At 36.1% G+C, this 21,298-nt stretch carries 24 protein-coding genes; 13 read left to right on the forward strand and 11 right to left on the reverse strand.

Annotated features, from left to right (window positions below; genetic code table 11):
• The first annotated feature begins 179 nt into the window (after positions 1-179).
• The 3 genes from IJE64_RS04420 to alaS are packed head-to-tail and all read left to right on the forward strand — an operon-like array spanning position 180 to position 3,688.
• Complete coding sequence (locus IJE64_RS04420; protein ID WP_292782588.1) at positions 180-503, forward strand: hypothetical protein; 324 nt, start codon at positions 180-182, stop codon at positions 501-503.
• A complete protein-coding gene (locus IJE64_RS04425) occupies positions 496-939 on the forward strand; it encodes a hypothetical protein (protein ID WP_292782591.1) in 444 nt (147 codons plus the stop codon). The genes IJE64_RS04420 and IJE64_RS04425 overlap by 8 nt, the downstream gene beginning before the upstream one ends.
• A gap of 46 nt (positions 940-985) precedes the next feature.
• Positions 986-3,688, forward strand: a complete 2,703-nt coding sequence (alaS, locus tag IJE64_RS04430) for an alanine--tRNA ligase (protein ID WP_292782593.1) — start codon at positions 986-988, stop codon at positions 3,686-3,688.
• A gap of 65 nt (positions 3,689-3,753) precedes the next feature.
• Here the strand turns inward: alaS and IJE64_RS04435 are convergent, their stop codons facing one another.
• Complete coding sequence (locus IJE64_RS04435; RefSeq protein ID WP_292782596.1) at positions 3,754-4,662, reverse strand: hypothetical protein; 909 nt, start codon at positions 4,660-4,662, stop codon at positions 3,754-3,756.
• A gap of 179 nt (positions 4,663-4,841) precedes the next feature.
• On the opposite strand from IJE64_RS04435, the gene thiI reads away from it, so the two are divergent.
• Complete coding sequence (gene thiI / locus IJE64_RS04440; RefSeq protein ID WP_292782599.1) at positions 4,842-5,996, forward strand: tRNA uracil 4-sulfurtransferase ThiI; 1,155 nt, start codon at positions 4,842-4,844, stop codon at positions 5,994-5,996.
• Between the two features lie 133 nt (positions 5,997-6,129).
• Positions 6,130-7,227: a fructose-1,6-bisphosphate aldolase/phosphatase gene (gene fbp / locus IJE64_RS04445; protein ID WP_292782602.1), complete on the forward strand. Its 1,098-nt coding sequence runs from the start codon at positions 6,130-6,132 to the stop codon at positions 7,225-7,227.
• A 46-nt stretch (positions 7,228-7,273) separates the two neighbouring features.
• Here fbp and IJE64_RS04450 read toward each other — a convergent pair whose 3' ends face one another.
• Complete coding sequence (locus IJE64_RS04450; protein WP_292782605.1) at positions 7,274-7,534, reverse strand: DUF3781 domain-containing protein; 261 nt, start codon at positions 7,532-7,534, stop codon at positions 7,274-7,276.
• 52 nt (positions 7,535-7,586) lie between these two features.
• On the opposite strand from IJE64_RS04450, the gene IJE64_RS04455 reads away from it, so the two are divergent.
• Positions 7,587-8,696: an ABC transporter permease gene (locus IJE64_RS04455; RefSeq protein ID WP_292782608.1), complete on the forward strand. Its 1,110-nt coding sequence runs from the start codon at positions 7,587-7,589 to the stop codon at positions 8,694-8,696.
• A 9-nt stretch (positions 8,697-8,705) separates the two neighbouring features.
• Positions 8,706-9,404, forward strand: coding sequence for an ABC transporter ATP-binding protein (locus IJE64_RS04460; protein WP_292782611.1), 699 nt, complete (start codon positions 8,706-8,708; stop codon positions 9,402-9,404).
• Here IJE64_RS04460 and IJE64_RS04465 read toward each other — a convergent pair.
• Positions 9,401-9,643, reverse strand: a complete 243-nt coding sequence (locus IJE64_RS04465; RefSeq protein WP_292782614.1) for a DUF357 domain-containing protein — start codon at positions 9,641-9,643, stop codon at positions 9,401-9,403. The genes IJE64_RS04460 and IJE64_RS04465 overlap by 4 nt on opposite strands.
• Positions 9,636-10,205 (reverse strand): archaetidylinositol phosphate synthase, encoded by a 570-nt coding sequence (gene pgsA, locus IJE64_RS04470; RefSeq protein WP_292782616.1) that lies wholly within the window; start codon positions 10,203-10,205, stop codon positions 9,636-9,638. The genes IJE64_RS04465 and pgsA overlap by 8 nt, the downstream gene beginning before the upstream one ends.
• Before the next feature lie 36 nt (positions 10,206-10,241).
• Between pgsA and IJE64_RS04475 the strand changes: the two genes are divergently transcribed.
• From IJE64_RS04475 to IJE64_RS04495, 5 genes are all read left to right on the forward strand, one after another.
• Positions 10,242-10,823 carry an L-threonylcarbamoyladenylate synthase gene (locus IJE64_RS04475; protein WP_292782618.1) on the forward strand — a complete coding sequence of 194 codons (582 nt, stop codon included), beginning with the start codon at positions 10,242-10,244 and terminating at the stop codon, positions 10,821-10,823.
• Between the two features lie 83 nt (positions 10,824-10,906).
• Positions 10,907-11,611 (forward strand): DNA repair and recombination protein RadB, encoded by a 705-nt coding sequence (gene radB / locus IJE64_RS04480; protein WP_292782621.1) that lies wholly within the window; start codon positions 10,907-10,909, stop codon positions 11,609-11,611.
• A gap of 54 nt (positions 11,612-11,665) precedes the next feature.
• Positions 11,666-12,838, forward strand: a complete 1,173-nt coding sequence (locus tag IJE64_RS04485; RefSeq protein ID WP_292782623.1) for a pyridoxal phosphate-dependent aminotransferase — start codon at positions 11,666-11,668, stop codon at positions 12,836-12,838.
• A complete protein-coding gene (locus IJE64_RS04490) occupies positions 12,835-13,575 on the forward strand; it encodes a ferredoxin (RefSeq protein WP_292782626.1) in 741 nt (246 codons plus the stop codon). Before IJE64_RS04485 ends, IJE64_RS04490 begins: the two co-directional genes overlap by 4 nt.
• A 1-nt stretch (position 13,576) precedes the next feature.
• Positions 13,577-13,954: a putative zinc-binding protein gene (locus IJE64_RS04495; protein WP_292782629.1), complete on the forward strand. Its 378-nt coding sequence runs from the start codon at positions 13,577-13,579 to the stop codon at positions 13,952-13,954.
• 8 nt (positions 13,955-13,962) lie between these two features.
• On the opposite strand, the gene IJE64_RS04500 is transcribed toward IJE64_RS04495, so the two are convergent.
• The 7 genes from IJE64_RS04500 to hmd all read right to left on the reverse strand — a co-directional run bounded on the left by IJE64_RS04500 (position 13,963) and on the right by hmd (position 19,298).
• Entirely contained in the window at positions 13,963-14,523 is a 561-nt protein-coding gene (locus IJE64_RS04500) for a UPF0254 family protein (protein ID WP_292782632.1), read from the reverse strand.
• Positions 14,516-15,169 carry a hypothetical protein gene (locus IJE64_RS04505; protein ID WP_292782635.1) on the reverse strand — a complete coding sequence of 218 codons (654 nt, stop codon included), beginning with the start codon at positions 15,167-15,169 and terminating at the stop codon, positions 14,516-14,518. Before IJE64_RS04505 ends, IJE64_RS04500 begins: the two co-directional genes overlap by 8 nt.
• Positions 15,170-15,173: 4 nt before the next feature.
• On the reverse strand, positions 15,174-15,872 hold the full coding sequence (locus IJE64_RS04510; RefSeq protein WP_292782638.1) for a Nif3-like dinuclear metal center hexameric protein: 699 nt from the start codon (positions 15,870-15,872) through the stop codon (positions 15,174-15,176).
• Positions 15,873-16,658 (reverse strand): SAM-dependent methyltransferase HcgC family protein, encoded by a 786-nt coding sequence (locus IJE64_RS04515; RefSeq protein WP_292782641.1) that lies wholly within the window; start codon positions 16,656-16,658, stop codon positions 15,873-15,875.
• Positions 16,658-17,137 (reverse strand): DUF3236 domain-containing protein, encoded by a 480-nt coding sequence (locus tag IJE64_RS04520; RefSeq protein WP_292782644.1) that lies wholly within the window; start codon positions 17,135-17,137, stop codon positions 16,658-16,660. The genes IJE64_RS04515 and IJE64_RS04520 overlap by 1 nt, the downstream gene beginning before the upstream one ends.
• 24 nt (positions 17,138-17,161) lie before the next feature.
• The gene (gene hmdB / locus IJE64_RS04525; protein ID WP_292782647.1) at positions 17,162-18,160 is read right to left on the reverse strand and encodes a 5,10-methenyltetrahydromethanopterin hydrogenase cofactor biosynthesis protein HmdB; all 999 of its coding nucleotides are present in this window, start codon (positions 18,158-18,160) and stop codon (positions 17,162-17,164) included.
• Positions 18,161-18,284: 124 nt separating this feature from the next.
• The gene (hmd, locus tag IJE64_RS04530) at positions 18,285-19,298 is read right to left on the reverse strand and encodes a 5,10-methenyltetrahydromethanopterin hydrogenase (protein ID WP_292782804.1); all 1,014 of its coding nucleotides are present in this window, start codon (positions 19,296-19,298) and stop codon (positions 18,285-18,287) included.
• Positions 19,299-19,735: 437 nt separating this feature from the next.
• On the opposite strand from hmd, the gene hmdC reads away from it, so the two are divergent.
• Positions 19,736-21,232 carry a 5,10-methenyltetrahydromethanopterin hydrogenase cofactor biosynthesis protein HmdC gene (hmdC, locus tag IJE64_RS04535; protein WP_292782650.1) on the forward strand — a complete coding sequence of 499 codons (1,497 nt, stop codon included), beginning with the start codon at positions 19,736-19,738 and terminating at the stop codon, positions 21,230-21,232.
• Positions 21,233-21,298 lie beyond the last annotated feature (66 nt).

Below are 21,298 nucleotides of genomic sequence, written 5' to 3' on the forward strand. Positions count from 1 at the left end.
CTTTCACTTTGAAATATTGTTTTCATTTATAACTGGGCCATTTATATGTTTTTGCACACAAACATATCTGTGATTATTCATTAGGTAGTAGTTTGACTATTTTAAAATAAAATAAGGATTATATTATTGAATAGCATAGGATGTGCACTCATATGTTTAAAAAATTATCAGGTGAAAAAATGATAAATTATGCAGACTTAAATCAGGTTGTTGAAAACTATGGCTATGATCCTTTTGAAAGAATCGAAGAGTTCATTTTGAGAGAAGTTATTCCAAAATATGATTGTTTGGCTTCAGTCCACAGGTCTAATTTTGATGAATGCGGTTTTCCGGCAATAGAATTTTACATACGATACAATGTTAAATTGTCTTTTAAAGATGAAAGAGTATTAGATGCTAAAGTTCGTGATGATATTCGAATTTTTTGTAAAAATAATGGATTGTATGATGCTTATAGGGAATGTGCTCTTTTTGTAACTGTTTCAGGTGATGCAATTGGATAAGATGGAATTTGAAGATTTTAATCCATTGGATTTCTTAGAATTGTCTTGTGAATTGAATTCAGAAGTCTTAGAATTAAAATCTTCCAGTTCTTCAGTTAAAAGAACAATATTTTCAAGAACTTATTATGCTGTTTTCATATTCCTTCGAGAGTTATTGTCAGATAACACAGATTATATTTCAAATCCTTATGGGGAGCATAGGAGATTGCCGAATTTCATAGAACGTAAAGGACCTTTTTGTGGAAATATAAATGAAGTGGTAGCAAAGGATATCAATATTCTAAAAAAATTAAGACATCAATCTGATTACTATCTTGAAGTTCCTTCAAAAGGAACTAAAGAGTATAATAATTGGCTTTTTTACAATACGGATTATGCAATAGATGTTGCTAACAGAATCATCACTCTCTTTAAAAAACATTTCAAAAATTCCTAAATCATATTTTCATTAATTATTTATTAAGTAAAAAACATACTTTCTAATGATTAATATGGTAGAAATTTTTGATGAACTTGGTTATAAAAAACAAACTTGTAAAACCTGCGGACAGGAGTTTTACTCCCAAGTGGACAGAGATACTTGTGGGGATGCTCCATGTGATGAGTATGAGTTTATTGCAAATCCTGCAACTGACAGGTCATACAATTTATATGAAATCCAAAAGGTTTTTAGAGAATTTTTAGAAAGCGAAGGGCACACACATGTCCCAAGATATCCCGTTTTGGCTAAAAGATGGAGGGATGATGTATTCCTAGTTGGAGCATCCATATTCTGTTTCCAGCCATGGATAACTTCAGGTCTTGTCAAGCCTCCAGCGAATCCCATTGAAATGGCTCAGCCTTCAATCAGGCTTAACGATGTTGACAATGTGGGAAGAACTGGCCGTCACATGACATGCTTTACAATGGGGACACACACTGTAATTAACAAGGAAGACGATTTCATTTATTGGGAAGATGAAACCATTAGGCTTTGCCATGAGTTTTTCGCACACATCGGAATCAACACAGAAGAGATTACTTTCATCAAGTCCTGGTGGGCTGGAGGAGGTAATGAAGGCCCTTGCTATGAAGTCTGTTGCAGAGGCGTAGAGCTTGCAACATTGGTATTTATCCAATATGAAACCTTAGAAGACGGATCCAAAAAGGAAATCCCGATTAAAGTTGTCGACACAGGTTATGGTCTGGAACGTATAGCGTGGATTTCCCAAGGAACTCCAACAGCTTATGATGCCTGCTTTGCACCGGTTGTGGATAAGTTAAAAGAATTGACCGGTGTTGAAATCAACGAAGACATTCAAGGAAGGAATGCGCAGATTGCGGGCATGATGGACATTGAAGACATTGGGGATTTAAAAGAACTCAGAGCTCAAGTTGCAGAAAGTTTAAATCTCTCTTTAGATGAATACCTAAAGGCGGCCGAACCGATGGAAGCAATATATATCATTGCAGACCACACAAGATGTCTGGCATTCATGCTGGCAGACGGCATTATCCCATCAAACGTTAAAGAGGGTTATTTGGCAAGATTGGTTTTAAGAAGGACAATCAGGTTCATGAAGGATTTAAACATGAAAGAGTCCTTGGCTGATGTGATGGAAATACAGCTGGATTTCTTATCCAAGTTCTATCCTGAAATCCGCAACTCCGAAGAGCATATCATGAACATCATCACTTTAGAGGAAGAGAGATATGCCACAACAGTCAAAAAAGGAAAAAGCATTGTCAGAAGATCCATCAAAAGACTTAAAAAAGAGGGCAAATCCGAAATGCCTCTTGACATGCTGATAGACTTGTATGATGCTCACGGAATTCCTCCTGAAACCGTTGTTGAAATGGCAGGAGATGGTTTCACTGTTAATGTTCCGGACAATTTCTTCACTCTGGTTGCAGGTGCACATGAAAAGGATACAACAAGTAAAAAAGATACATTCAAAGTAGATTTCCCTGAAACTGACTTATTGTTCTATAAAGATTTCTACCAAAAAGAATTTGAGGCGGAAGTTTTAGGTTTAATCGAAAAGGATGGTGACAAATGCTTAATCTTTGATAAAACAGCATTCTACCCTGAAGGAGGAGGACAACCATCCGACATTGGTGAAGTTTCCATTGATGGAAATGTCTTTAAAATGAAACATGCTGAAAAAATCGACAATGTTGTCTTGCATCATGTAGATGGGGACATGCCAAATGACGTAGTCGGCAAAAAAGTCGCCGGCGAGATTGATTGGAACAGAAGGATAACTCTTGCTCGCCACCACACAGGAACCCACTTGGTTATTGCGGCTGCAAGGAAGGTATTGGGCCAACACATCTGGCAGGCAGGTTCTCAAAATGGTCTTACAAGAGCACGTATTGACTTGTCACACTACAAGCGCATCACGCAGGAAGAGCTAAATGAAATTGAAAAATTGGCCAATGAATATGTGATGGACAACATTGATTTGGATATTCAATTCCACACACGAGATGAGGCACAGGAATTATACGGATTTGTGCTCTATCAAGGAGGTATCGTTCCTGGCAAGATGATTCGTGTGGTAAAAATCCCTGGAGTTGATGTGCAGGCCTGTGCAGGTACACATGTCATGAGGACTGGTGTGGTCGGACCGATCAAAATCAACAAGACTGAAAGGGTTCAGGACGGTGTCGAAAGAATTGATTTCTCAGCAGGTCTTGCAGCAATCGATTCCATGCAGCATGATGATGAGATCTTAAGACGAAGCTCTGCAATATTCAAGGTTGAAAATGATCAGTTGCCTAAAACATGCGAAAGGTTCTTCACTGAATGGAAAGCGCAGAAAAATGAAATCGATAGATTGCAATCAGAAATTGCAGCTTTAAAAATGAACTCTTTAGCTGACGATTTTGATGAAATCAACGGTTTGAAAGTTATTTCCCAATTGATTGAAGCGGACTTCAAGGAGCTTCAGAAAATGGCTACTGACTTCACAGATAACGGAAAGGCAGATGTAGTAATCATGGGAAACAATGACGGTAAAATCGTAGGTGCAGCTTCAGATGCTGCAATTGATAATGGAATTAAGATAAATGAAATTATCAAGACTGCAGCCGGCGTATTAGGTGGCGGCGGCGGAGGCCGTTTAACATTGGCGCAAGGCGCAGGTAAAAATGCAGACAAAATGGATGAAGCTATTCAAACTGCAGTTGATTTAATCAAATAAGGGAAATTCATTTCTCTTATATTTAATTATTTTTTTAAAAAAAGAAATAAGAGATATTTAATCTCTTATCTGGTCAAATACCATACTTTTGCCTTGATTGGAACATATCCGTCGATTGGTTTAACTGAAATTGGTTTCCAGCCATGGAACTTGTCTTCAGTTAGTTTTGCAGTTTTGGTAACAATCTTTCCGGTCTTTTTATTTTTAAAGAAGAATTTGGCTTTGGTAACCATTGTATGTGAGAGTCCATCTAATGGGTCTTTTGTAAGATAACTTTCAGCATAAACTCCTTTTTGATATTGAGCGTCACGTGGCTCGTAGAACACATAAATAGTATCTCCAATCTTTAATTTTTTTCTATTTTCTATTCCATAATTTGTCTTCTTCATTGGGAGTGTAACGGTATTTTTAGTTTTGCCATAGATTACTATTGTATCTTTTTCGTTAATGCGGTATTTGCTGTCGGGTGTTGTTATGGTCACTTTGTATGTTCCCACTTTGAGGTTTTTGACATTAAACACTTTAGCTTCTCCCTTATAATTGGTCTTTACCTTATAGGTATAAGTTTTTTTACCAATTTTCAGTTTAACGGTTAAGTTGACATTTTTGTAGAATGTGGTTTTGTAAGTATCTGGATCAGTGTCATACACTTTCACTTTTACATATTTATTTTGCTTGTAAATGAATCCTTGGCCGCACAACACGTTAGGAGCTATTTTTCCAGTCTTAGCGTTTTTAGCAATGTTGGAGGTATTGTCTGTTTTTTTAATGGACTGGACTGAATTATCGCTTATAAGTTTATCGGTACTTGAATTCACTTCTATTGCACTAGAATGTTCATCATCAATTTCCAATTCTGCAGTGCCATCATCAACTGTAAGGTTGCCATCTTGCTGTGATGCGGAAACGCTGGTTACGCATAATAGCAATATGAGCACTATAGAGAATGCTAGAATCATATTTCTTAATTTCATAATCATCCCTCCTAAATATTATATTGTTTAATTTGATTTTTGTAGTAAATATAATTTGAGTTATATAATTAACAATACTTCGTTGACTTAACATAAGATTTATATTCTTTGTCATGTTTAAAATTAGTATTAACAGTTGTTATTTTTTTATCATATACTTAAATAAAGAGAGTGTTTAGATGAATCATGATTTGATTATTGCAAGATATGGCGAAATAGGATTAAAAAGCCCAAAAATAAGGTCCCGATTTGAAAAAAAGCTAGTAAAAAACATTAGAGCCACTTTTGATTGTGATGTTGTGCGAAATCAGGGAAGAATATATATCTTTCCAGAGGATTTCAATGAAGGGATAGAAAAATTGAACAGGGTTTTCGGTGTGGTTTCCTATTCTCCTGCAACCTCAACACATGCCAATTATGATGATATTGATGAAACATTGGCCAAATACACTGAAGATTTAATGACTGAGGGCATTTTGGATGAAAATACAAAGTTCGCGATTAAATGCAGGCGTGTTGGAACGCATGATTTCACTTCCCAGGAAATGGCTGCACATTGCGGGGGAGTTGTAAGAAGTGTTGTTTTAGCGCCAGTGGACTTGACAAATCCTGACTTGACTATTTTCGTTGAAATCAGGGAAGGCGATGCATATATCTATCATGAAAAGATCAAAGGCCCTGGAGGTCTTCCATTAGGAACGCAAGGAAAGGTCGTTGTTTTGCTTTCAAGCGGGATAGACTCTCCAGTTGCAGCATATCTGATGATGAAAAGGGGATGTGAGGTTGTTGCTCTTCACTGCAATAACGACCCTTTTTCAGGCCCTAAAGTCACTGAGCTTTTCAATGAATTGGTTGACCGGCTGAATATTTATGCAAAGGGGGTTCCAATCAAGAAGAGTGTAATTGATTATGGGGAATACCTTACTGTTGCAAAGGACAAGGCTCCAGAGAAGATGACCTGCGTTTTATGCAAGTCAGGGATGTATAGGATAGCTGAAAAATTAGCCATCAAATTGGGGGCTGATGCGATTGTAGATGGAAGCAGTGTCGGCCAGGTCGCTTCACAGACTTTGTCAAACATATTGGCTACCAGATATGGTGTTGACATGCCAATCTTATCTCCGTTGATAGGCCTTGATAAAGAGGAAATCACGGCTATTGCTAAGGAAATTGGAACATTTGAAATATCTAAAATAGATGATGGAGGATGCAGTGCTGTTCCAAGATATCCTGAAACTCGTGCGGATTTGGATAGGGTAAAGCAGGCCTGCGAAGACATGAACCAGGATGTTGAGGTTCAAAAGGCATTTGAAAATATTAGAAAAATCGATTAATCTTTTCAATTTTTTTCTTTTTTTGTTTTTAATTTTCCTTGAATAACTCGCCTAACATAATAATTATATAGTATACTATCCAAAAATAATATATGTCTAGTAAATAACTAATTTACTAATTGAGGTTATAAATATGAAAACTACTGTTAGTGTAATTAAAGCTGATATTGGAAGTGTTTCCGGTCACTGTGTAGCACACCCTGAATTAATGGATATCTGTGACGAAGTTCTAAACGAAGCTTTAGAAGCAGGTATCTTGAAAGATTACTACATATCTCGTTGTGGAGATGACATAGACTTAATTATGACCCACGATAAAGGGGAAGAAAACGAAGAAGTACACAAAACTGCATACAATGCATTCATGAAAGCTACCGAAAGGGCACGTGAATTGAAATTATACGGTGCAGGTCAAGACTTGTTATCCGATACATTCTCAGGAAACATCAAAGGTATGGGTCCAGGTGTTGCAGAATTTGAATTTGAAGAAAGGCCATCTGACCCTGTTTTAGTGTTCTGCTGTGACAAAACTGAACCTGGTGCATTCAACTTGCCAGTATTCAGAATGTTTGCAGACCCATTCAATACTGCAGGTCTTGTAATCGACCCATCATTACACGATGGATTCAAATTTGAAGTATTTGATGTAATTGAACACAGAAAAGTTGTCTTAAACTGTCCTGAAGAAATGTATGACTTGCTTGCATTAATCGGTTCCACCGGAAGATATGTAATTAAAAGAGTATGGAAGAAAAACGGTGAAATCGCAGCTGCAGTAAGTACCGAAAGATTAAACTTGATGGCTGGAGAATACGTCGGTAAAGACGACCCAGTATGTATTGTAAGAGCACAATCTGGTTTCCCTGCAAACGGAGAATGTGTAGATCCATTTGCATTCCCACACATGGTAAGCGGATGGATGAGAGGATCCCACAACGGTCCAATGATGCCTGTATCTGAAGCAGAAGCAAACCCAATCAGATTCGACGGACCACCTAGAGTAGTAGGATTAGGTTTCCAAGTAGCTAACGGTGAATTAATCGGACCAGTCGATTTATTCGATGACCCTGCATTCGACCCAACCCGTGAACAAGCTGCTAAAATCGCAACTTACATCAGAAGACACGGTCCATTTGAACCTCACAGATTGCCTGCTGAAGAAATGGAATACACTTCACTTCCTGGTGTAATGGAAAAATTAGAATCCAGATTTGAAGATATGGATGATTAGATTTAAAGAGATTTAAAATCTCTTCTTTTTTTACTTTTTTTTAAAATTAGTTTTTATGAGCAGTTATTATGGTAAAACTGCTTGAATTGATGGTTATTATGCAGTCGTCAACATTAACATAGTAATTCTTACCTTCTTTTGTAACTGTCGCATTGTCCTGTTTAAGCTTAGAAATGCAATAGCTTACAGGCTCATCGTCAATTCCTAAATTTTTTTGAATTCTTCCTATTCCCATTTCAGTGGTATGAATCTTATCAACATTTTCTAAAAGCATTTTCCTGTGCATTTCATCACCCGTTTTTTGCATCTTGGTTAATGAGGAGATTAGTTATTTATATGTTACAATACTATTTAGTATTATGTCATTTTTAAAATTTATTCTTAAAAATCCATTCAGGAGGAAAAACAGCGCAGTTCTGGCAATCGTCGGCATTGCAATTGGAATTATTGTAATCGTTGCTCTTGGTGGAATCACAGATGGGTTAGTAAATACCTTTGAAGATACAATTCATGCGGGAGGTGCTGATTTTTCCATTTCAGGAAAGGAAACGGGGGATTCGGCATATGGAACTAACACCATCGATGCAAATTGGACTGATAAAATCGCTAACGTTTCAGGAGTTGAGGAGGCTTATCCCATTTATGTTGTTCTGACTTCAGTGGGGGATGATTTCATGAATACCCTGATTGGTATTGACCCTAATGGTACTACCTTGGCGGACATTTCCATGAAGGAGGGTAGAATATTTGAGGATAACGAATCTGAAGTTATTCTGGGTGAAATATATGCGGATGATAACAATTACTCTGTAGGCGACTCTATCAAAATAGATGGCGAAGACTTTGAGGTTGTCGGAATCTTTGAAACAGGAGATCAAAACACTGCTGGAGCGGTATTCACTTCAATTTCCAAGGTTGGTGATTTGATGAACGATGAGGATTCAATTTCAAACATTTATGTTAAAGTGGAAAAAGGTGAAGACCCTCAGGCTGTTGCGGATAGAATCGATGAGTTATACGGTGATGATATTGCAACAATCACTTCAGTCATGGAGATGCAGCAGATGGGAGACATGCTGAACATGCTTAAGGCATCAACATGGGCCATTTCACTTTTAGCAATTGTCGTTGGCGGTTTGGGCATCATCAACACCATGTTGATGTCAGTCTTTGAAAGAACCCGTGAAATCGGAGTTCTGAAGGCTGTCGGATGGTCAAATAAAAAAATATTAACAATGATTGTCGGCGAGTCTCTTGTAATTACAATAGTGTCTGCCATCATCGGGTCCTTAATAGGATTTTTGGCATGCACTCTTTTAGGCCCTCAGATTGGAATAACTCCATTGTTCACTCCAAAGATATTTATTCAGGCATTTGCAATAGCCATAATCGTTGGAGTCATTGGAGGACTTTACCCTGCAATCAAGGCAGTTAAATTGCCACCAACAGAGGCGTTGAGGTATGAGTGAGGTGTTAAAATGAATGCTGTAGAGATTAAAGATTTGTATAAAAGCTATGAGGATGGCAAAATCAAGGCGTTGAATGGAGTAAATCTCACAATTGCCGATGGGGAATTCGTATCGATCATTGGTCCGTCAGGATCCGGCAAATCAACTTTATTGAACATGCTTGGAGCATTAGACATTCCGGATTCAGGCTCAATAACTGTTGCAGGCCAAGATTTAAGTAAATCTAAAAAGTTAAACGAATTTAGAGCTAAAAAAATTGGGTTCATTTTCCAGCTGCATAATCTGATTCCTAATATTTCCGTTCGCGAAAACATTGAAATTCCGATGTATACTCAGAAGATGTCTTCGGCCGAGATGAAGGTCCGTGCATTGAAACTGTTGGATGATGTGGGACTTAGAGATAAGGCTGATATCCTGCCGAACAAGTTGTCCGGTGGTGAACGTCAGAGGGTAGCTATCGCCCGAGCACTTGCAAACAACCCATCAATAATATTGGCAGATGAACCAACAGGATCACTAGATTCCAAAACAAGTAGTAAAATCCTTAAGCTTCTAATCGATTTGCATGAAGATAAAAATGTAACATTGATAATTGTCACTCATGATATGGATGTGGCTAAACTAGCAGACAGAGTTGTTGAAGTTTTGGATGGTGAAGTGATTTCGGCAGGTGATGATTCTCTGATAAATAGTAAAATCGATGTTTAGATGATTCCATGAATCATCCTTAGGGCATCTAAAAGCCCATGGCTGTATTCGATACATCCGAATGCAGTCCTCATATCTTTTTTTTCAAGGTAATATTTCGAATCATTCCAGTAATCAACAGCCCTATCATAAACTTCTTTTTGCTTTCCTTCAAAAGTGATGTCGGCCACTTGATTTAAATTTCTCTCTAGTTTTGCAATGTCTTTTGCTATTTTTTCAGGACTTTCAAGTTCACTCATTCAATTGCCTCCAAACATGTACTATTCTTTGAGCTACAGTAAAGTAGGATAGGATTACTAAAATGTAAATGATGTATGTAAAGTAGATGTCTCCTACAAAGTATCCGATTAATGCTCCAATCATTAGGATGACCATACGAACAGCCCTTTCGGCTATTCCAACATTGCATTCAACTCCTTGAGATTCCGCTCTTGCCCTTACATAGCTTACGCATATTGCAGAGTGAATTGCCAAAACGCCAATAAACCAATCACAATAGCCTCCAAATATTATTCCGATGTATATGATTGCATCTGCGAACCTGTCCATTGTGGAGTCAAGAAACGCACCGAACTTGGAAGACCTGTCATGGTATCTTGCAACGGCTCCGTCAACGACATCCAGAAATCCCGAAAGCAGTATGGCTATTGTTCCTAAAATCAACATCTTATTTGCAAATCCATATGCTGCAAGAAGGGCAACGAATGGGGAAATCACAGTTACGATATTTGGATTTATATTCAAATGTTTTGCAAGCGGATTCAGTATTTTTGTTAAAAGTGGTCTTAAACTTTGAAGCATAATTTATATTAAATATCTTATCTAATATAAAGTTAAATGAAAGTACTGAAAACAAGCAATGATGAAATGGATGAAAAAATTATTAGTGAAGCTATTGATGTATTGGCTGATGGCGGTGTCGTATTGTATCCGACTGACACTGTTTACGGTTTGGGAGCCAATATATTTGACAATAAGGCAGTCAAGAGAGTTTTTAATCTAAAACAAAGGAGTTTTTTAAAGCCATTGTCAATTTTGGTTTCTGATGTAAATGCCATCAATCTTGTTGCAAAGGTCTCAATTGCGCAAAAGGAGATAATCAACAGCCATCTTCCAGGCCCCTATACATTTATTTTAAATAAACGGAAAATCGTTCCAAGGGTTGTAACTAGCGGGTCCATGTATGTTGGAGTTAGAGTTCCGGACAATCAGATTGCCTGCAGATTGGCCAGCATTTTCCCGATAACAACCACCAGTGCAAATATATCTGATGAGGATGTTTTATCGAATCCGTCAGAAATTCTAGAGCAATTGAATTGCGATGTCGATTTGGTCATTGATGTAGGTGACTTAAAATCAAATCACGCATCAAAAATCATTGATTTAACCCAGCGCAATCCGAAAATAATAAGAAAATAACAACTTCTATTTTTTTTCAATCTTCATCGGTAATTTTGTTTCCGCCATTAACTTATATATTTTATAAAAATCAATATTAAATTATGAAAGTATTAGCTAATTTTGAGGACAATCATAAAATTCCATCAAACTCTTCACTTGATGCCATGTTGGGAGGGGGTTTTGAAAAGGGTGTAATGACCCAAATATTCGGTCCGCCCAGTTCAGGCAAGAGTAATATTGCTTTAACTTTGGCAGCTAATGTTGCTAAAAACGGAAAAAAAGTGATTTATATAGATACTGAAGGTGGAATTTCCATTGATAGGATTAAGCAAATTTCAGGTCCGGACTTTACAAAAGTAGCTAATAACATAATAGTTTTCGAGCCGACTAACTTTTCAGAACAGAATGATAATCTAAAAGCGATAGAGCTTTGGCTTAGAAAAAACCATCGTGATGTTGATTTGATCATTTTGGATTCGGCTGTAGCATTATACAGGGTGGATGACATGAAATCATCCAAATTGAATAAGGAATTGGGAAAACAAATGGGAATTTTGTCCAAGATTGCTCGAAAGTATGATGTGGCCGTCGTATTGACAAATCAGATTTACAATGCCTTTGATGATGAAGGAAACAATGACGTCAGGGCAGTAGGGGGAACAATTTTACAATATTGGAGTAAGGTGATAATCCAACTGGATCGTGGCGATGAGGTTAACAAACGTGTTGCCACCTTAATACGCCATAGGAGCATTCCTGAAGGAAAGCAGGCAATGTTTTCCATTAGTTCAAGAGGAATTATTTAGATTACGTTCATTGATGATACAGAATAAATATTATTTGGAATTGCTAGTGATATTATGAGGGATAAGGATTTTGATATTAAAAAACCGAGAAAAAAGTTTCAGAAAACCGAAAGGGTGCCTCCGGAAGGTTATGAGTGCGCTAATGACTTTTTCGAAGACATGTATATGGATAAGGAAATGATTTGGATGGGTCAAAATACAAATCATTTGCATGATGACACCATAGCCGATGCAATGATTGATGCCATTAAGGAAAAGACATATTGCAAATATCCTGCCCCTGAGGGATTCAGCGAGCTTAAACAATTGATTTTGGACGATTTGGAATTTGAAGATCTGGAAGTTCTATTGACTTCCGGCGCAACAGAATCGTTATACTTATGCATGCAAGCATTGCTGGAACCTGAAGACAATGTAATATTATCCGATCCTGGATACTTTATCATCGGAGACTTTGCAAACAGGTTTGCGGGCGAAGTAAGGTATGTTCCAATCTATTTCGAAGAAAACAATTATAAATTGACTCCTGACCTTTTGCGTGAAAATATGGATGAGAATACGCGCATGGTAATTTTAATCGATCCTTTAAATCCTTTAGGCTCATCATATGATGAAGATGAATTAAAAGAATTTGCAGAAATCGCAAAAGAAAACGATTTGTACTTATTGCATGACATTACCTATAAGGACTTTGCACGCGAGCATTTCCTCGTTGAAAATTATGCTCCTGGCCAAACATTGACAATTTACAGCTTCTCAAAAATATTTGGGATGGCCGGTTTGAGAATAGGTGGTGTCATATCATCAAAACCTATAATCGATTCAATTAAAAATGCAGTTATTAATGACCTTGGAGTAAATATCATTTCTCAATATGGTGCAATAGCAGGTTTAAAGTCAAAACAAGTATGGTTTGAAGACATGAGGCAAACCTGCTTTGAAAACCAAAGGTTAATCAGTGAAATGATAGAACCGATTGAAGGGGTTTTCCTGCCAGTGTATCCATCCGATGCAAACATGATGGTAATTGATTTGTCAGGTGCAGGAATCGATCCTAAGGAGATGTCAAATTATCTGATTGAGAGGAAATTGTTCACAAGAGAAGGAGAATATACATCTGAAGACTTTGGAGATAAGTACTTGCGTATAAGTTTCTCAATTCCTACAGAGGAAATTGAAGTATTCTGTGAAGAATTCCCAAAAGCTGTTGAAGCTTTAAGAAAATGAGCGATGTAGCATTCGAGAGGTTTAGATACCACAAACCTCTTCCTAATTTTTATAAACTGGAAAATCCTAAAAATCCTGAAAGGGAAATTTCCGATGAATTGCTAGCTGAATTGCTAGATTTGGCTAAAAAATATGATTTTACAGGAATAAGCTATTCAAAATTATCCGACGAGTTTAAAAATGAATTTGAAATAGACTTTGATAATGTACTTATTTTCAAGTTTTTGATGGGTGATAATTTAATAAATATGAATCGTTCGGCTGAAAAATGCAAGCTAATGGATGATGAATTCCAGGAATATGGGGTGCATGTTTATGAATTTGCAGATTTTTTAAGGGAAAATGGTTTTCAGGCGGATTTAATTCATCCATTGGACGATAATCTAAGCATGAGGGCAATAGCCATGCAGTCTAATGACTGTGCAATAACAAGAAGCAACATGTGCCTTTTTAAAGATGGGCTTGCAGTTAGCTTTTTCATGATTCACACTTCAATCGAAAATTTGCCATATAAGAGTGAAAATGACATGTTGTGGGTTAAGGAATTCTGCTCAACATGCGGTGTTTGCATTGAAAGGTGTCCTGAAGATGCATTTGATGAGAACGGCAATTTTTTAAGAAAGATGTGCACGGCACACCGGGAAGGATGTAATGATTGTCTCTTGAGATGCCCATTTTACAAAAGAGGTTATGATAAAGTTAAAAGAAGATATGAAAAAATGAAAAAGAGGTCTTGAAATGTGTGAAAAAATAGCATTAGTTTCATGTAGTGGATTAAGCCCACTCGGTTTGGTTGTAAGGGCAGCCAGTGTAGAACTGGCTTTGGAAAATGATAATGTTGTTGCAGCATGCATAACTGAATACTCTGCCCAGCCAAACAATTGCTCACCAATTTTAGATGATGCAAAAATAGTTACAATAACAGGTTGTGGGGATGATTGTGCATCTGTAATTCTAAAAGAGAAGGATGTAAGTCCAATTAAAAATATTTCAGCAGATGCCGTAGTCAAAACTTATGATTTAAATCCTTTAGATGCAGTACGTTTAGATGAAGACGGTGAAAAAGCTGTTGAAATATTAAAAAGATATATCTTAAAGGAATTAGAGAATATCTAACAATATTCTCATTTCTCTATAATTTCCACATCTTTTAAAGATTTTATTTCATTGATTTTATTGTTTAAAAGCAGCAAAGTTATTTCTAATGTTTTTTCAATTCCTGCATCTGACCTTTGGGACAAGTTTTCACTGTTGTTTTCACATAAATCCGCATGAACATCAGTGTTGGTTGTAATTTCATAATTGTCAGTAATTATTGATATTCCTCCACGACCAACTCCTGCTGTAGTTCCAATGCCTATGTCACAATCTGTCAAATCTTTCACAGCCTGAGCCATGATTTTGCTCACGGTTTTATCTCCCTTTTCATCATAAACTTTAATTCCTTTTATTAGTTTATCTGGTTTTGGAGGATTTTTAACATTTAATATTTTCACGACAGCTTCAATGGTGGGTATAAATAAACTGCAAGTCACGCTAAGGTCATTATAATCAAAATCACCATAATGTTTAGGGTTTTTAATATATTCTCTCCCAAAGTTCCCTTCGTAATTTTGAGCCAGTGCATGGAGTTCTCTTCCAATTTTCCCTTGCGTGAAACATTCTGCTGTTGCTATTTTAATCATTTTTATCTCTCAGTAATTTTAAGGCATTCATTGTAATGACTTTTGCAACCTCATCCAAGGTATATGGTGTTACAGGTTCATTGTCTCTAATTAATTTGTTTGTTGTTAAAACTAAGTGATTTTCTGTTATTCCTTGTTTTCTTAGTTCTTCAACAGCAGGATTGGAGTCATCGTATTCTGAAATGTCCTTGATTTCAATATTTTCATCTCCAAATCCGAAAATTCCGGCGGTTCCAATAGTTTTGGCCCCTTTTTTGTGGGCGTGCTTTATTATTTTGGCCGCAGTAGGTATTGTGTTTCCTCCAGCGATAACGATGATTACAACATCACCTTCTATTAAATCAAGATTTTCATCATTAATGTATTCCGGATAGCTGATAATGTTTCTAAATTCTTCTTTATGAGTACAGAGCTGTTTAATGAAATCAGGTTTGTTTTGGCCTATTTCAGCTCCAAGAAGTGTAAAAATGACATCTCCGCCGTCTATTTTTTGGCCATCAAAAGCACCAATAACCTTTGGACCTCCTCTATGGACTTGCATTAGGTTTATTCCGATTCTTAAACCTAACCTTCCGCATCCTATTAAGTCAATTCTACCTTTAGGTACTTGTTTGTCTTCCATTTTTTGGATTTCATCATTTGTCATGTTATCACTTTAATTGTTCTATAGGTTTCTCGTCAATAACTTCAATGGTAATGTTAAGTTCAGCCAGGAGATCTCCAAGTGCATGTAATCCTGGTACTTCACTGTCATGGTGGTTTAAATCAATTAAGGTAATTCCTAAATTTTTTGCAAGAATTGCAGTTTCTTGAGTTAAATCGCCTGAAATTAAAATATCCACATTTTTATTTTTTGCTAATGTGATGTATTTTGGGGGTTTCAATCCAAAACCGGATATTATTCCCACTTTTTTTATAATATGTTCATCAGCTAAATTGTTCACGATTCTCACATCAGAAAATTTATCTAAAATGCTTTGTTTTAATTCAATGAATTTCTGATTTGCTTTACAGACTCTTCCGATATTTGTTTCATCATCGAAATAATCAATAACATCTAAATTTAGGGTATCTGCAAGAGCATCATTTGCCCCGCCGTCTATTATGTCCCAATTGGAATGTATTGTGTAAGTTGGCGTTTTTGGTGTGAATAAGGGAGGATGATGAGTTATTATTAACGTATTTTTATAATTTTTGTTTTCCTGAGGCAATAAATCCATATAGATTTTAATTATGGTAATGTCCTGTTCTAGGTCATAATCTTTTTTAAATCCCACCTCATCATTCTCAAGCGCTAATGATTCAGGTATTTTCCCCTCTAAAAATTCGATTATTTCCTTGAGTTTCATTTAAATCATTTTTGTGTTAATTTTATTTATTTCTTCACTAATTAGTTCATCCAAATCAAATGGTTTGATCGTGGATATCTTAAAAGCGTTCACATTTGTTCGCTCGATGAATTTGTCAATATTTTTCTCTTTAAAAATGACTTCTTCGAAAAATCCCATCTCGCAGGCGCAATAAAGCACTCCCTCTTTTTCAAGAAACTTGTTTAATAAATTTGTTAATGCACCGATAGTTAATGTCATTGTTCCTGATGTTTTCGTATCAATGCCTTTTGTTTTTATGATTGCTTTATTTCGGGATTTAACTGCTTTTAATCTATCATGAATGTTATTTTTATTTTTTAAAAGCTCATCATTATCTTCTGCTACAGGATCTTCTATTATGAATGATTCAACATCAAATTTTGAGGATTGCTCTACATCAATGCCTCCGAAACCGGTTGTATCAATAACAACATCTCCAGAATAAATTAGATTAAGGTCAGATGAAAAATCAACTTTGCTTTTTAGTGTTCCTCCAAGATTAGTGTAGAGTAATTCTTCAAGATGGGGATATATGTCAATCAATAAAATGTTTTCATATTTTTCGCTTAATTTTTTAACGATTCCAACGCCCGTAAAATAAGTTCCGATAACGACTATCCTGGTGTTTTTATCAAGATTTAAGCTTTCAATATATTCAAAAACCGCTTCGGATTTTTTTGAAATAATCTCATTAAAGATATCAACCAGTTTGGTTTCGGATTTGATTGTGAATACTTCAGATGTTATTCCAGTATCAACATTCATTATTCAACCTTCTTAAAACCAATTTTTTCAAGAGCTTCGCAGGCTTCCTCGTAAACCGCTTTTTCAATCGATTTTTTATGAATTACGTGTGATGGAGAAGTTCCAGCAGTCAGTATTCTTCCTTTATTGTCGATGAAAACGAGCAGTGATCCTGAACCTGGAATTCCTAAACGACCTCTTGCAATAATTAGATCAGCATCACTTTGGTCAAGGGCCATGTATGCTTTTGCAAGAGCAGGAATTCTACTTGTATCTGCAGTATTTGTATTAATTTGAAGTATTTCTGCTTCTGGCAATCCATAGCTTTTTAAAACTTTATTTAAAACTTCTACCTTTATTCCATTCTTATTTGGTATGCATATCTTTTTTGCATTTTTGATATATTCTTGAAGTTCAGTTATCTCTTCAATGGTATCTCCGAATCTGCAGTTGTTTCTAGATTCTTCAAATGCATTTTTTATCATCTTTTCAAATGCCATATTATCATATCTAAAAAAAAGAGATTAAATAGTTTGAGGTATTAAATCCAATTTTTCAATCACATTGACAACCTCAGTATAATTGCCGTATTCCGGAGAGCCCACTCCTTTAACCTCATGAGGGTAATTATCAGCTATTACAGTTGCTAAATTATTTGCTCCTGCTTTAAGTGAAAACTCAACATTTTCAGGACCGACTGTTGGAGTTGGCATTGTAATTGTGATTTCAGGATACATTATTCGTGTAATTGCAACCATTTTTAACTGTTCTTTAAGTGGAAATGCAGGGTAATCTGCCATTGGAGTGCCTTCATATGGATTAAAACCCATTATTGGAATTTCTTCCAATGTTTTAAAATTAAATAAGTAACGCAAGTGTTTTATTCTATCTTCTTTGCTTTCACCAAGACCTAAAAGTAATCCTGATGATAGGCCGACTCCCGCATCACTTACTCTTTTGCATGTCAGTATTCTTTGATCCAGTGAGTCTCCTGGTTTTCTTTGATAGAACACGTCTTCGTTAATTGTTTCTAAATTGCAACAAATGGTGTCTGCACCTAAATCAGCTAACTCTTGTACAGACTTTTCAGTTAAGTCTCCACCTACATTCACAAGAATTTCCAAATCGGAGTTTCCTTTTACAATCCTGCATGCATTCACTGCCTGTTTTCCTTTATAGCCGTATCCTCCAGAACAGCTTACTCTAGGAATATGTGCTTTTTGAATGGATTTCACTGCAGTCAGTATTTCTTCGTTAGATTTGTAAAATGCATTATAATATCCTTTTTCGGAAGTTTCTTCTGCAAATCCGCAATATTCGCATCTTGGTTGGATTTGGCATTTGTTTGTAAGATGTACGGTTGATGTTAATTTGATTACTTTTGATTGATTATCTCTTATATCGCAAGCTATCTTGAACAATTTTTCCAAATCTTCATCATTCTCGATATTTAACAATTCTAAAAATTCCTCATCGCTTAATTCTTGTCCTTGTTTTGCTTTATCTAAAATTTCATCAATCAAGTTAACACCAAACTATAACTTATTTTCTCTATAAATAACTTATTTTTTAATGGCTATTTTCATAACAATTAAAAAATAAGTTAAATAAATTGTTGGTAAAACCAACAATTATAACTTATTGTGTTTATTCGTCTTTGCCTAAGTAATCTAATACGGTAGGTACGATTTCTGCTAAGGAACCGAAGTTCATTGAGTCAGCAGTACCTAATAATGCAGCAGGGTTTAAAGCATCGTCCATTTTGTCGATACCTTCATCTTGCATTAATGCAGTTACATTAGTTAAAGCTTCGTTAGCCATCATTTGTGCAAATCCAGCAGGAGCACCTAAAATTTGAGTAACAGTGTCTCTGTAAGCTAAGATACCTGCGTAGGTAATAGCGGTTACTGCGGAACACATGTCACATACAGGACCGACCATGTTAGCAGGTAATGTGAATGCAGATCCTCTTGCTTTTTGACCTAAGTCCATTAAAGTGTCGATGGAAGCTTGGTCTGCGAAACCTTCTGCGATGTAAACTTGTCCTTTCATTTCAGGTACAGCACCTGGGTGGTAGGAAGCTACGTTTACGTCTTTACCTAAATCTTCGAAGATTTTGTTTAATCCAGGAGTTGGAATAGTACATGCGTGGGTTACGATTGCACCGTCTTTAATGTCATCAGCGAAGTTTTTGATGATGTCAGGTTGCATTCCACCTTCAGGTAACCAGGTCATTACCCAGTCAGCGTCAGCTACAGCTTCAGAATCATCGGTAGTACATTTCATACCTAAGTCTTCTGGGTGAGTAAAGTGAATAGCACCTTTTGCTGGTTTTGGTACGGTTTCAGCTAATTCGTTAACTTTTGCTCTGATTGCAGGCATTACTTCTTCTGGGTTTCCTGCTTTGTGTGCTGCAATTACTTCTGCGTAATCGAAGTCATCTACTACAGTGAATTCTCCGTCAAATATTGGGTCGGATACAACAACTTCATCTACACCAGCTAATTCTAATAATTCTGCACCCATTTCAATAGTTGAGTGGGTCATAGAAATGTTTTCTTTTCCGGTTGCTTCTGCAACTTCACATGCTCTTGCGAAGTTGGTAATTCCACTTGCAGCGTGTGTTCTGTAACATCCTGCACCTAAAATTGCTACTTTCATTTTTTTGTCTCCTTTACTTTCCTGTTTTGCGAATCTTTCTTTTAATTTAGAAAGAACCATTTTTTGTCTCCTTAGTTTTATGAACTTTTTTTAAATTAGTGCATTTAAAAAAGTTTTACTACATGGTTTTTAAAGTATGTATTGCCTTTTTATTAAATAATTATGGTAGTTTATGCCATGTAGTAATATATTTTATTTAAAAAGTCGTACTATTTAAATCTTTACATTAAGCTTTGTTTAGTATTATTTTTCCTTTTATTTTCTTATTTTTAGTAATACTGGTATTACTATTTGTTTATTATATTTAAGTTAAGTAATACTTTTCGTTATATGATATATAATGTTTAAACTTGATTTAGGTTTGCCTAAATCGAAACTTATTTATTAAAGATTTCACTGAAAAATATATTAGTTAAGTATTATTTGGAGAATTTTTCATGTATGATTTAATAAAAAGTGCTGTTTATGATGATGAATCTGCAATAGAGATATCAAAAATGGACAAGGATGTAACATCTGTTGTTGATGCAATTTCAGATCTTTCATTAGATGAAACAATGAAATTGGGAATGCAATTTAAAAGATTTCCTTTAGGATGTGATTTAACAGAAGTAGTGGCTGGAACATGCGCTTCTGATTTGGAACTTATGGATTTGCTGGGTAATTGCAGATTGGCAGACATGATTGGAGCGCCGATTCACATCTGCGCATACGCTTTTTCAGATATAGCAGAAAAATTTGGAATGAGAGGTGTTGAAGTGATGAAAAGGGTTCACGAAATTGTGGATGTTCCTTTAGATTTGGATCACTTCGGTGAAAATGGCGCTATGAGACTTCCTAAAAACATTAGTGGATGTGGTGGGGAATGCTATAACAAGGGTCCGGCATTCACTGAATGTCCTAGAGGCAGAATTCATGAAAGATTGATAGACAAGGAACTATCTGAAAAAGATGACAAAGAGGAATGGATTAAACTATCATCTTCTGTTGCAGTTAATGTTACCTGTGAACAAACTGGTGATGGGCATGCTGCACCATTAAAGGAAGCTGAAGACATTGCACAGTTAGCTAAAAAATATGGCAGAGGTTTAGAATCCATCATGTTTGTTGGTGATGGTTATGATGAAGTAATAACTGGCTTTGAAAAATCTATCGAGATTGGCGCTGATGTTATTGTAGTTGAGGGAGGTCCTTTCAATAGGTGTGAAAACACTACAGAGTCATTTGCAAAAACAATTGCTGCCGCAAGAATATTGTCTCCAGGTAAAGTTGTTGCAACTAATGGGGCTTATGAACATGAAGTGAGGGCAGGATTGCGTTCCGGTTTGAACATGGTAATTACAGGTTTTCCAAAAAATCATCATGGATACATGTGTGGATATGAGCCTGGAACGGCTAGAAGAGGAAAATTCGGTCTTCCAAGAGTTATTCAAATTATTAATGAAGAATTCCCAAACAGAGGCCTTCCAGTTCAAAAACATGATTTGTTATCATTGGCAACTGCCGTTAAAATTGCAGGGCCGGATTATGTATATCCTAGGAAAATTGGTTCATATCATGTTGGCGATGCCCATTGGGCAACTTTAGTTAATTCCAGAATGTATCAGAATATCGAATTAAAGCATACCCTGGACGAGATTGTTGCTTTGGCTGATGGAAATACCATATCATTGCATGGGGGAAGATTTATATCATGGGTAATTGCCAATGAGTTGGACAGATATGTTGATGAAATCATAATTTCCGATGTTGATAAATGGGTGCTAAAAAATACTGTAGATAACTTGCAGGATACCTTGAATGCTACAATTATCGCTGAAAGCGATGATAAGGTTGCAGCTAATAATGCTGACTTTTCAATAGCTTCTTCAACAATGATTCCAGTTAAGGAAAATGTCTTGAAAAAAGTGCCTGATGCTTTGACTATAGTATAGTTAATACTTTTTTATAAAATAGTATGTTTTTAAGTAGTATTATTTTTATAAAAAGTATTACTTATT

It is taken from the genome of Methanobrevibacter sp. (assembly GCF_017409525.1).
Taxonomy (GTDB): Archaea; Methanobacteriota; Methanobacteria; order Methanobacteriales; family Methanobacteriaceae; genus Methanocatella.

Excerpts from the sequence above, each read along its gene's own strand:
- IJE64_RS04420 (WP_292782588.1), top strand. The coding sequence starts at position 180 with ATGATAAATTATGCAGACTTAAATCAGGTTGTTGAAAACTATGGCTAT.
- alaS (WP_292782593.1), top strand. The coding sequence starts at position 986 with ATGATTAATATGGTAGAAATTTTTGATGAACTTGGTTATAAAAAACAA.
- IJE64_RS04435 (WP_292782596.1), bottom strand. The coding sequence starts at position 4,662 with ATGAAATTAAGAAATATGATTCTAGCATTCTCTATAGTGCTCATATTG.
- thiI (WP_292782599.1), top strand. The coding sequence starts at position 4,842 with ATGAATCATGATTTGATTATTGCAAGATATGGCGAAATAGGATTAAAA.
- fbp (WP_292782602.1), top strand. The coding sequence starts at position 6,130 with ATGAAAACTACTGTTAGTGTAATTAAAGCTGATATTGGAAGTGTTTCC.
- IJE64_RS04450 (WP_292782605.1), bottom strand. The coding sequence starts at position 7,534 with ATGCAAAAAACGGGTGATGAAATGCACAGGAAAATGCTTTTAGAAAAT.
- IJE64_RS04455 (WP_292782608.1), top strand. The coding sequence starts at position 7,587 with ATGTCATTTTTAAAATTTATTCTTAAAAATCCATTCAGGAGGAAAAAC.
- IJE64_RS04460 (WP_292782611.1), top strand. The coding sequence starts at position 8,706 with ATGAATGCTGTAGAGATTAAAGATTTGTATAAAAGCTATGAGGATGGC.
- IJE64_RS04465 (WP_292782614.1), bottom strand. The coding sequence starts at position 9,643 with ATGAGTGAACTTGAAAGTCCTGAAAAAATAGCAAAAGACATTGCAAAA.
- pgsA (WP_292782616.1), bottom strand. The coding sequence starts at position 10,205 with ATGCTTCAAAGTTTAAGACCACTTTTAACAAAAATACTGAATCCGCTT.
- IJE64_RS04475 (WP_292782618.1), top strand. The coding sequence starts at position 10,242 with ATGAAAGTACTGAAAACAAGCAATGATGAAATGGATGAAAAAATTATT.
- radB (WP_292782621.1), top strand. The coding sequence starts at position 10,907 with ATGAAAGTATTAGCTAATTTTGAGGACAATCATAAAATTCCATCAAAC.
- IJE64_RS04485 (WP_292782623.1), top strand. The coding sequence starts at position 11,666 with ATGAGGGATAAGGATTTTGATATTAAAAAACCGAGAAAAAAGTTTCAG.
- IJE64_RS04490 (WP_292782626.1), top strand. The coding sequence starts at position 12,835 with ATGAGCGATGTAGCATTCGAGAGGTTTAGATACCACAAACCTCTTCCT.
- IJE64_RS04495 (WP_292782629.1), top strand. The coding sequence starts at position 13,577 with ATGTGTGAAAAAATAGCATTAGTTTCATGTAGTGGATTAAGCCCACTC.
- IJE64_RS04500 (WP_292782632.1), bottom strand. The coding sequence starts at position 14,523 with ATGATTAAAATAGCAACAGCAGAATGTTTCACGCAAGGGAAAATTGGA.
- IJE64_RS04505 (WP_292782635.1), bottom strand. The coding sequence starts at position 15,169 with ATGACAAATGATGAAATCCAAAAAATGGAAGACAAACAAGTACCTAAA.
- IJE64_RS04510 (WP_292782638.1), bottom strand. The coding sequence starts at position 15,872 with ATGAAACTCAAGGAAATAATCGAATTTTTAGAGGGGAAAATACCTGAA.
- IJE64_RS04515 (WP_292782641.1), bottom strand. The coding sequence starts at position 16,658 with ATGAATGTTGATACTGGAATAACATCTGAAGTATTCACAATCAAATCC.
- IJE64_RS04520 (WP_292782644.1), bottom strand. The coding sequence starts at position 17,137 with ATGGCATTTGAAAAGATGATAAAAAATGCATTTGAAGAATCTAGAAAC.
- hmd (WP_292782804.1), bottom strand. The coding sequence starts at position 19,298 with ATGAAAGTAGCAATTTTAGGTGCAGGATGTTACAGAACACACGCTGCA.
- hmdC (WP_292782650.1), top strand. The coding sequence starts at position 19,736 with ATGTATGATTTAATAAAAAGTGCTGTTTATGATGATGAATCTGCAATA.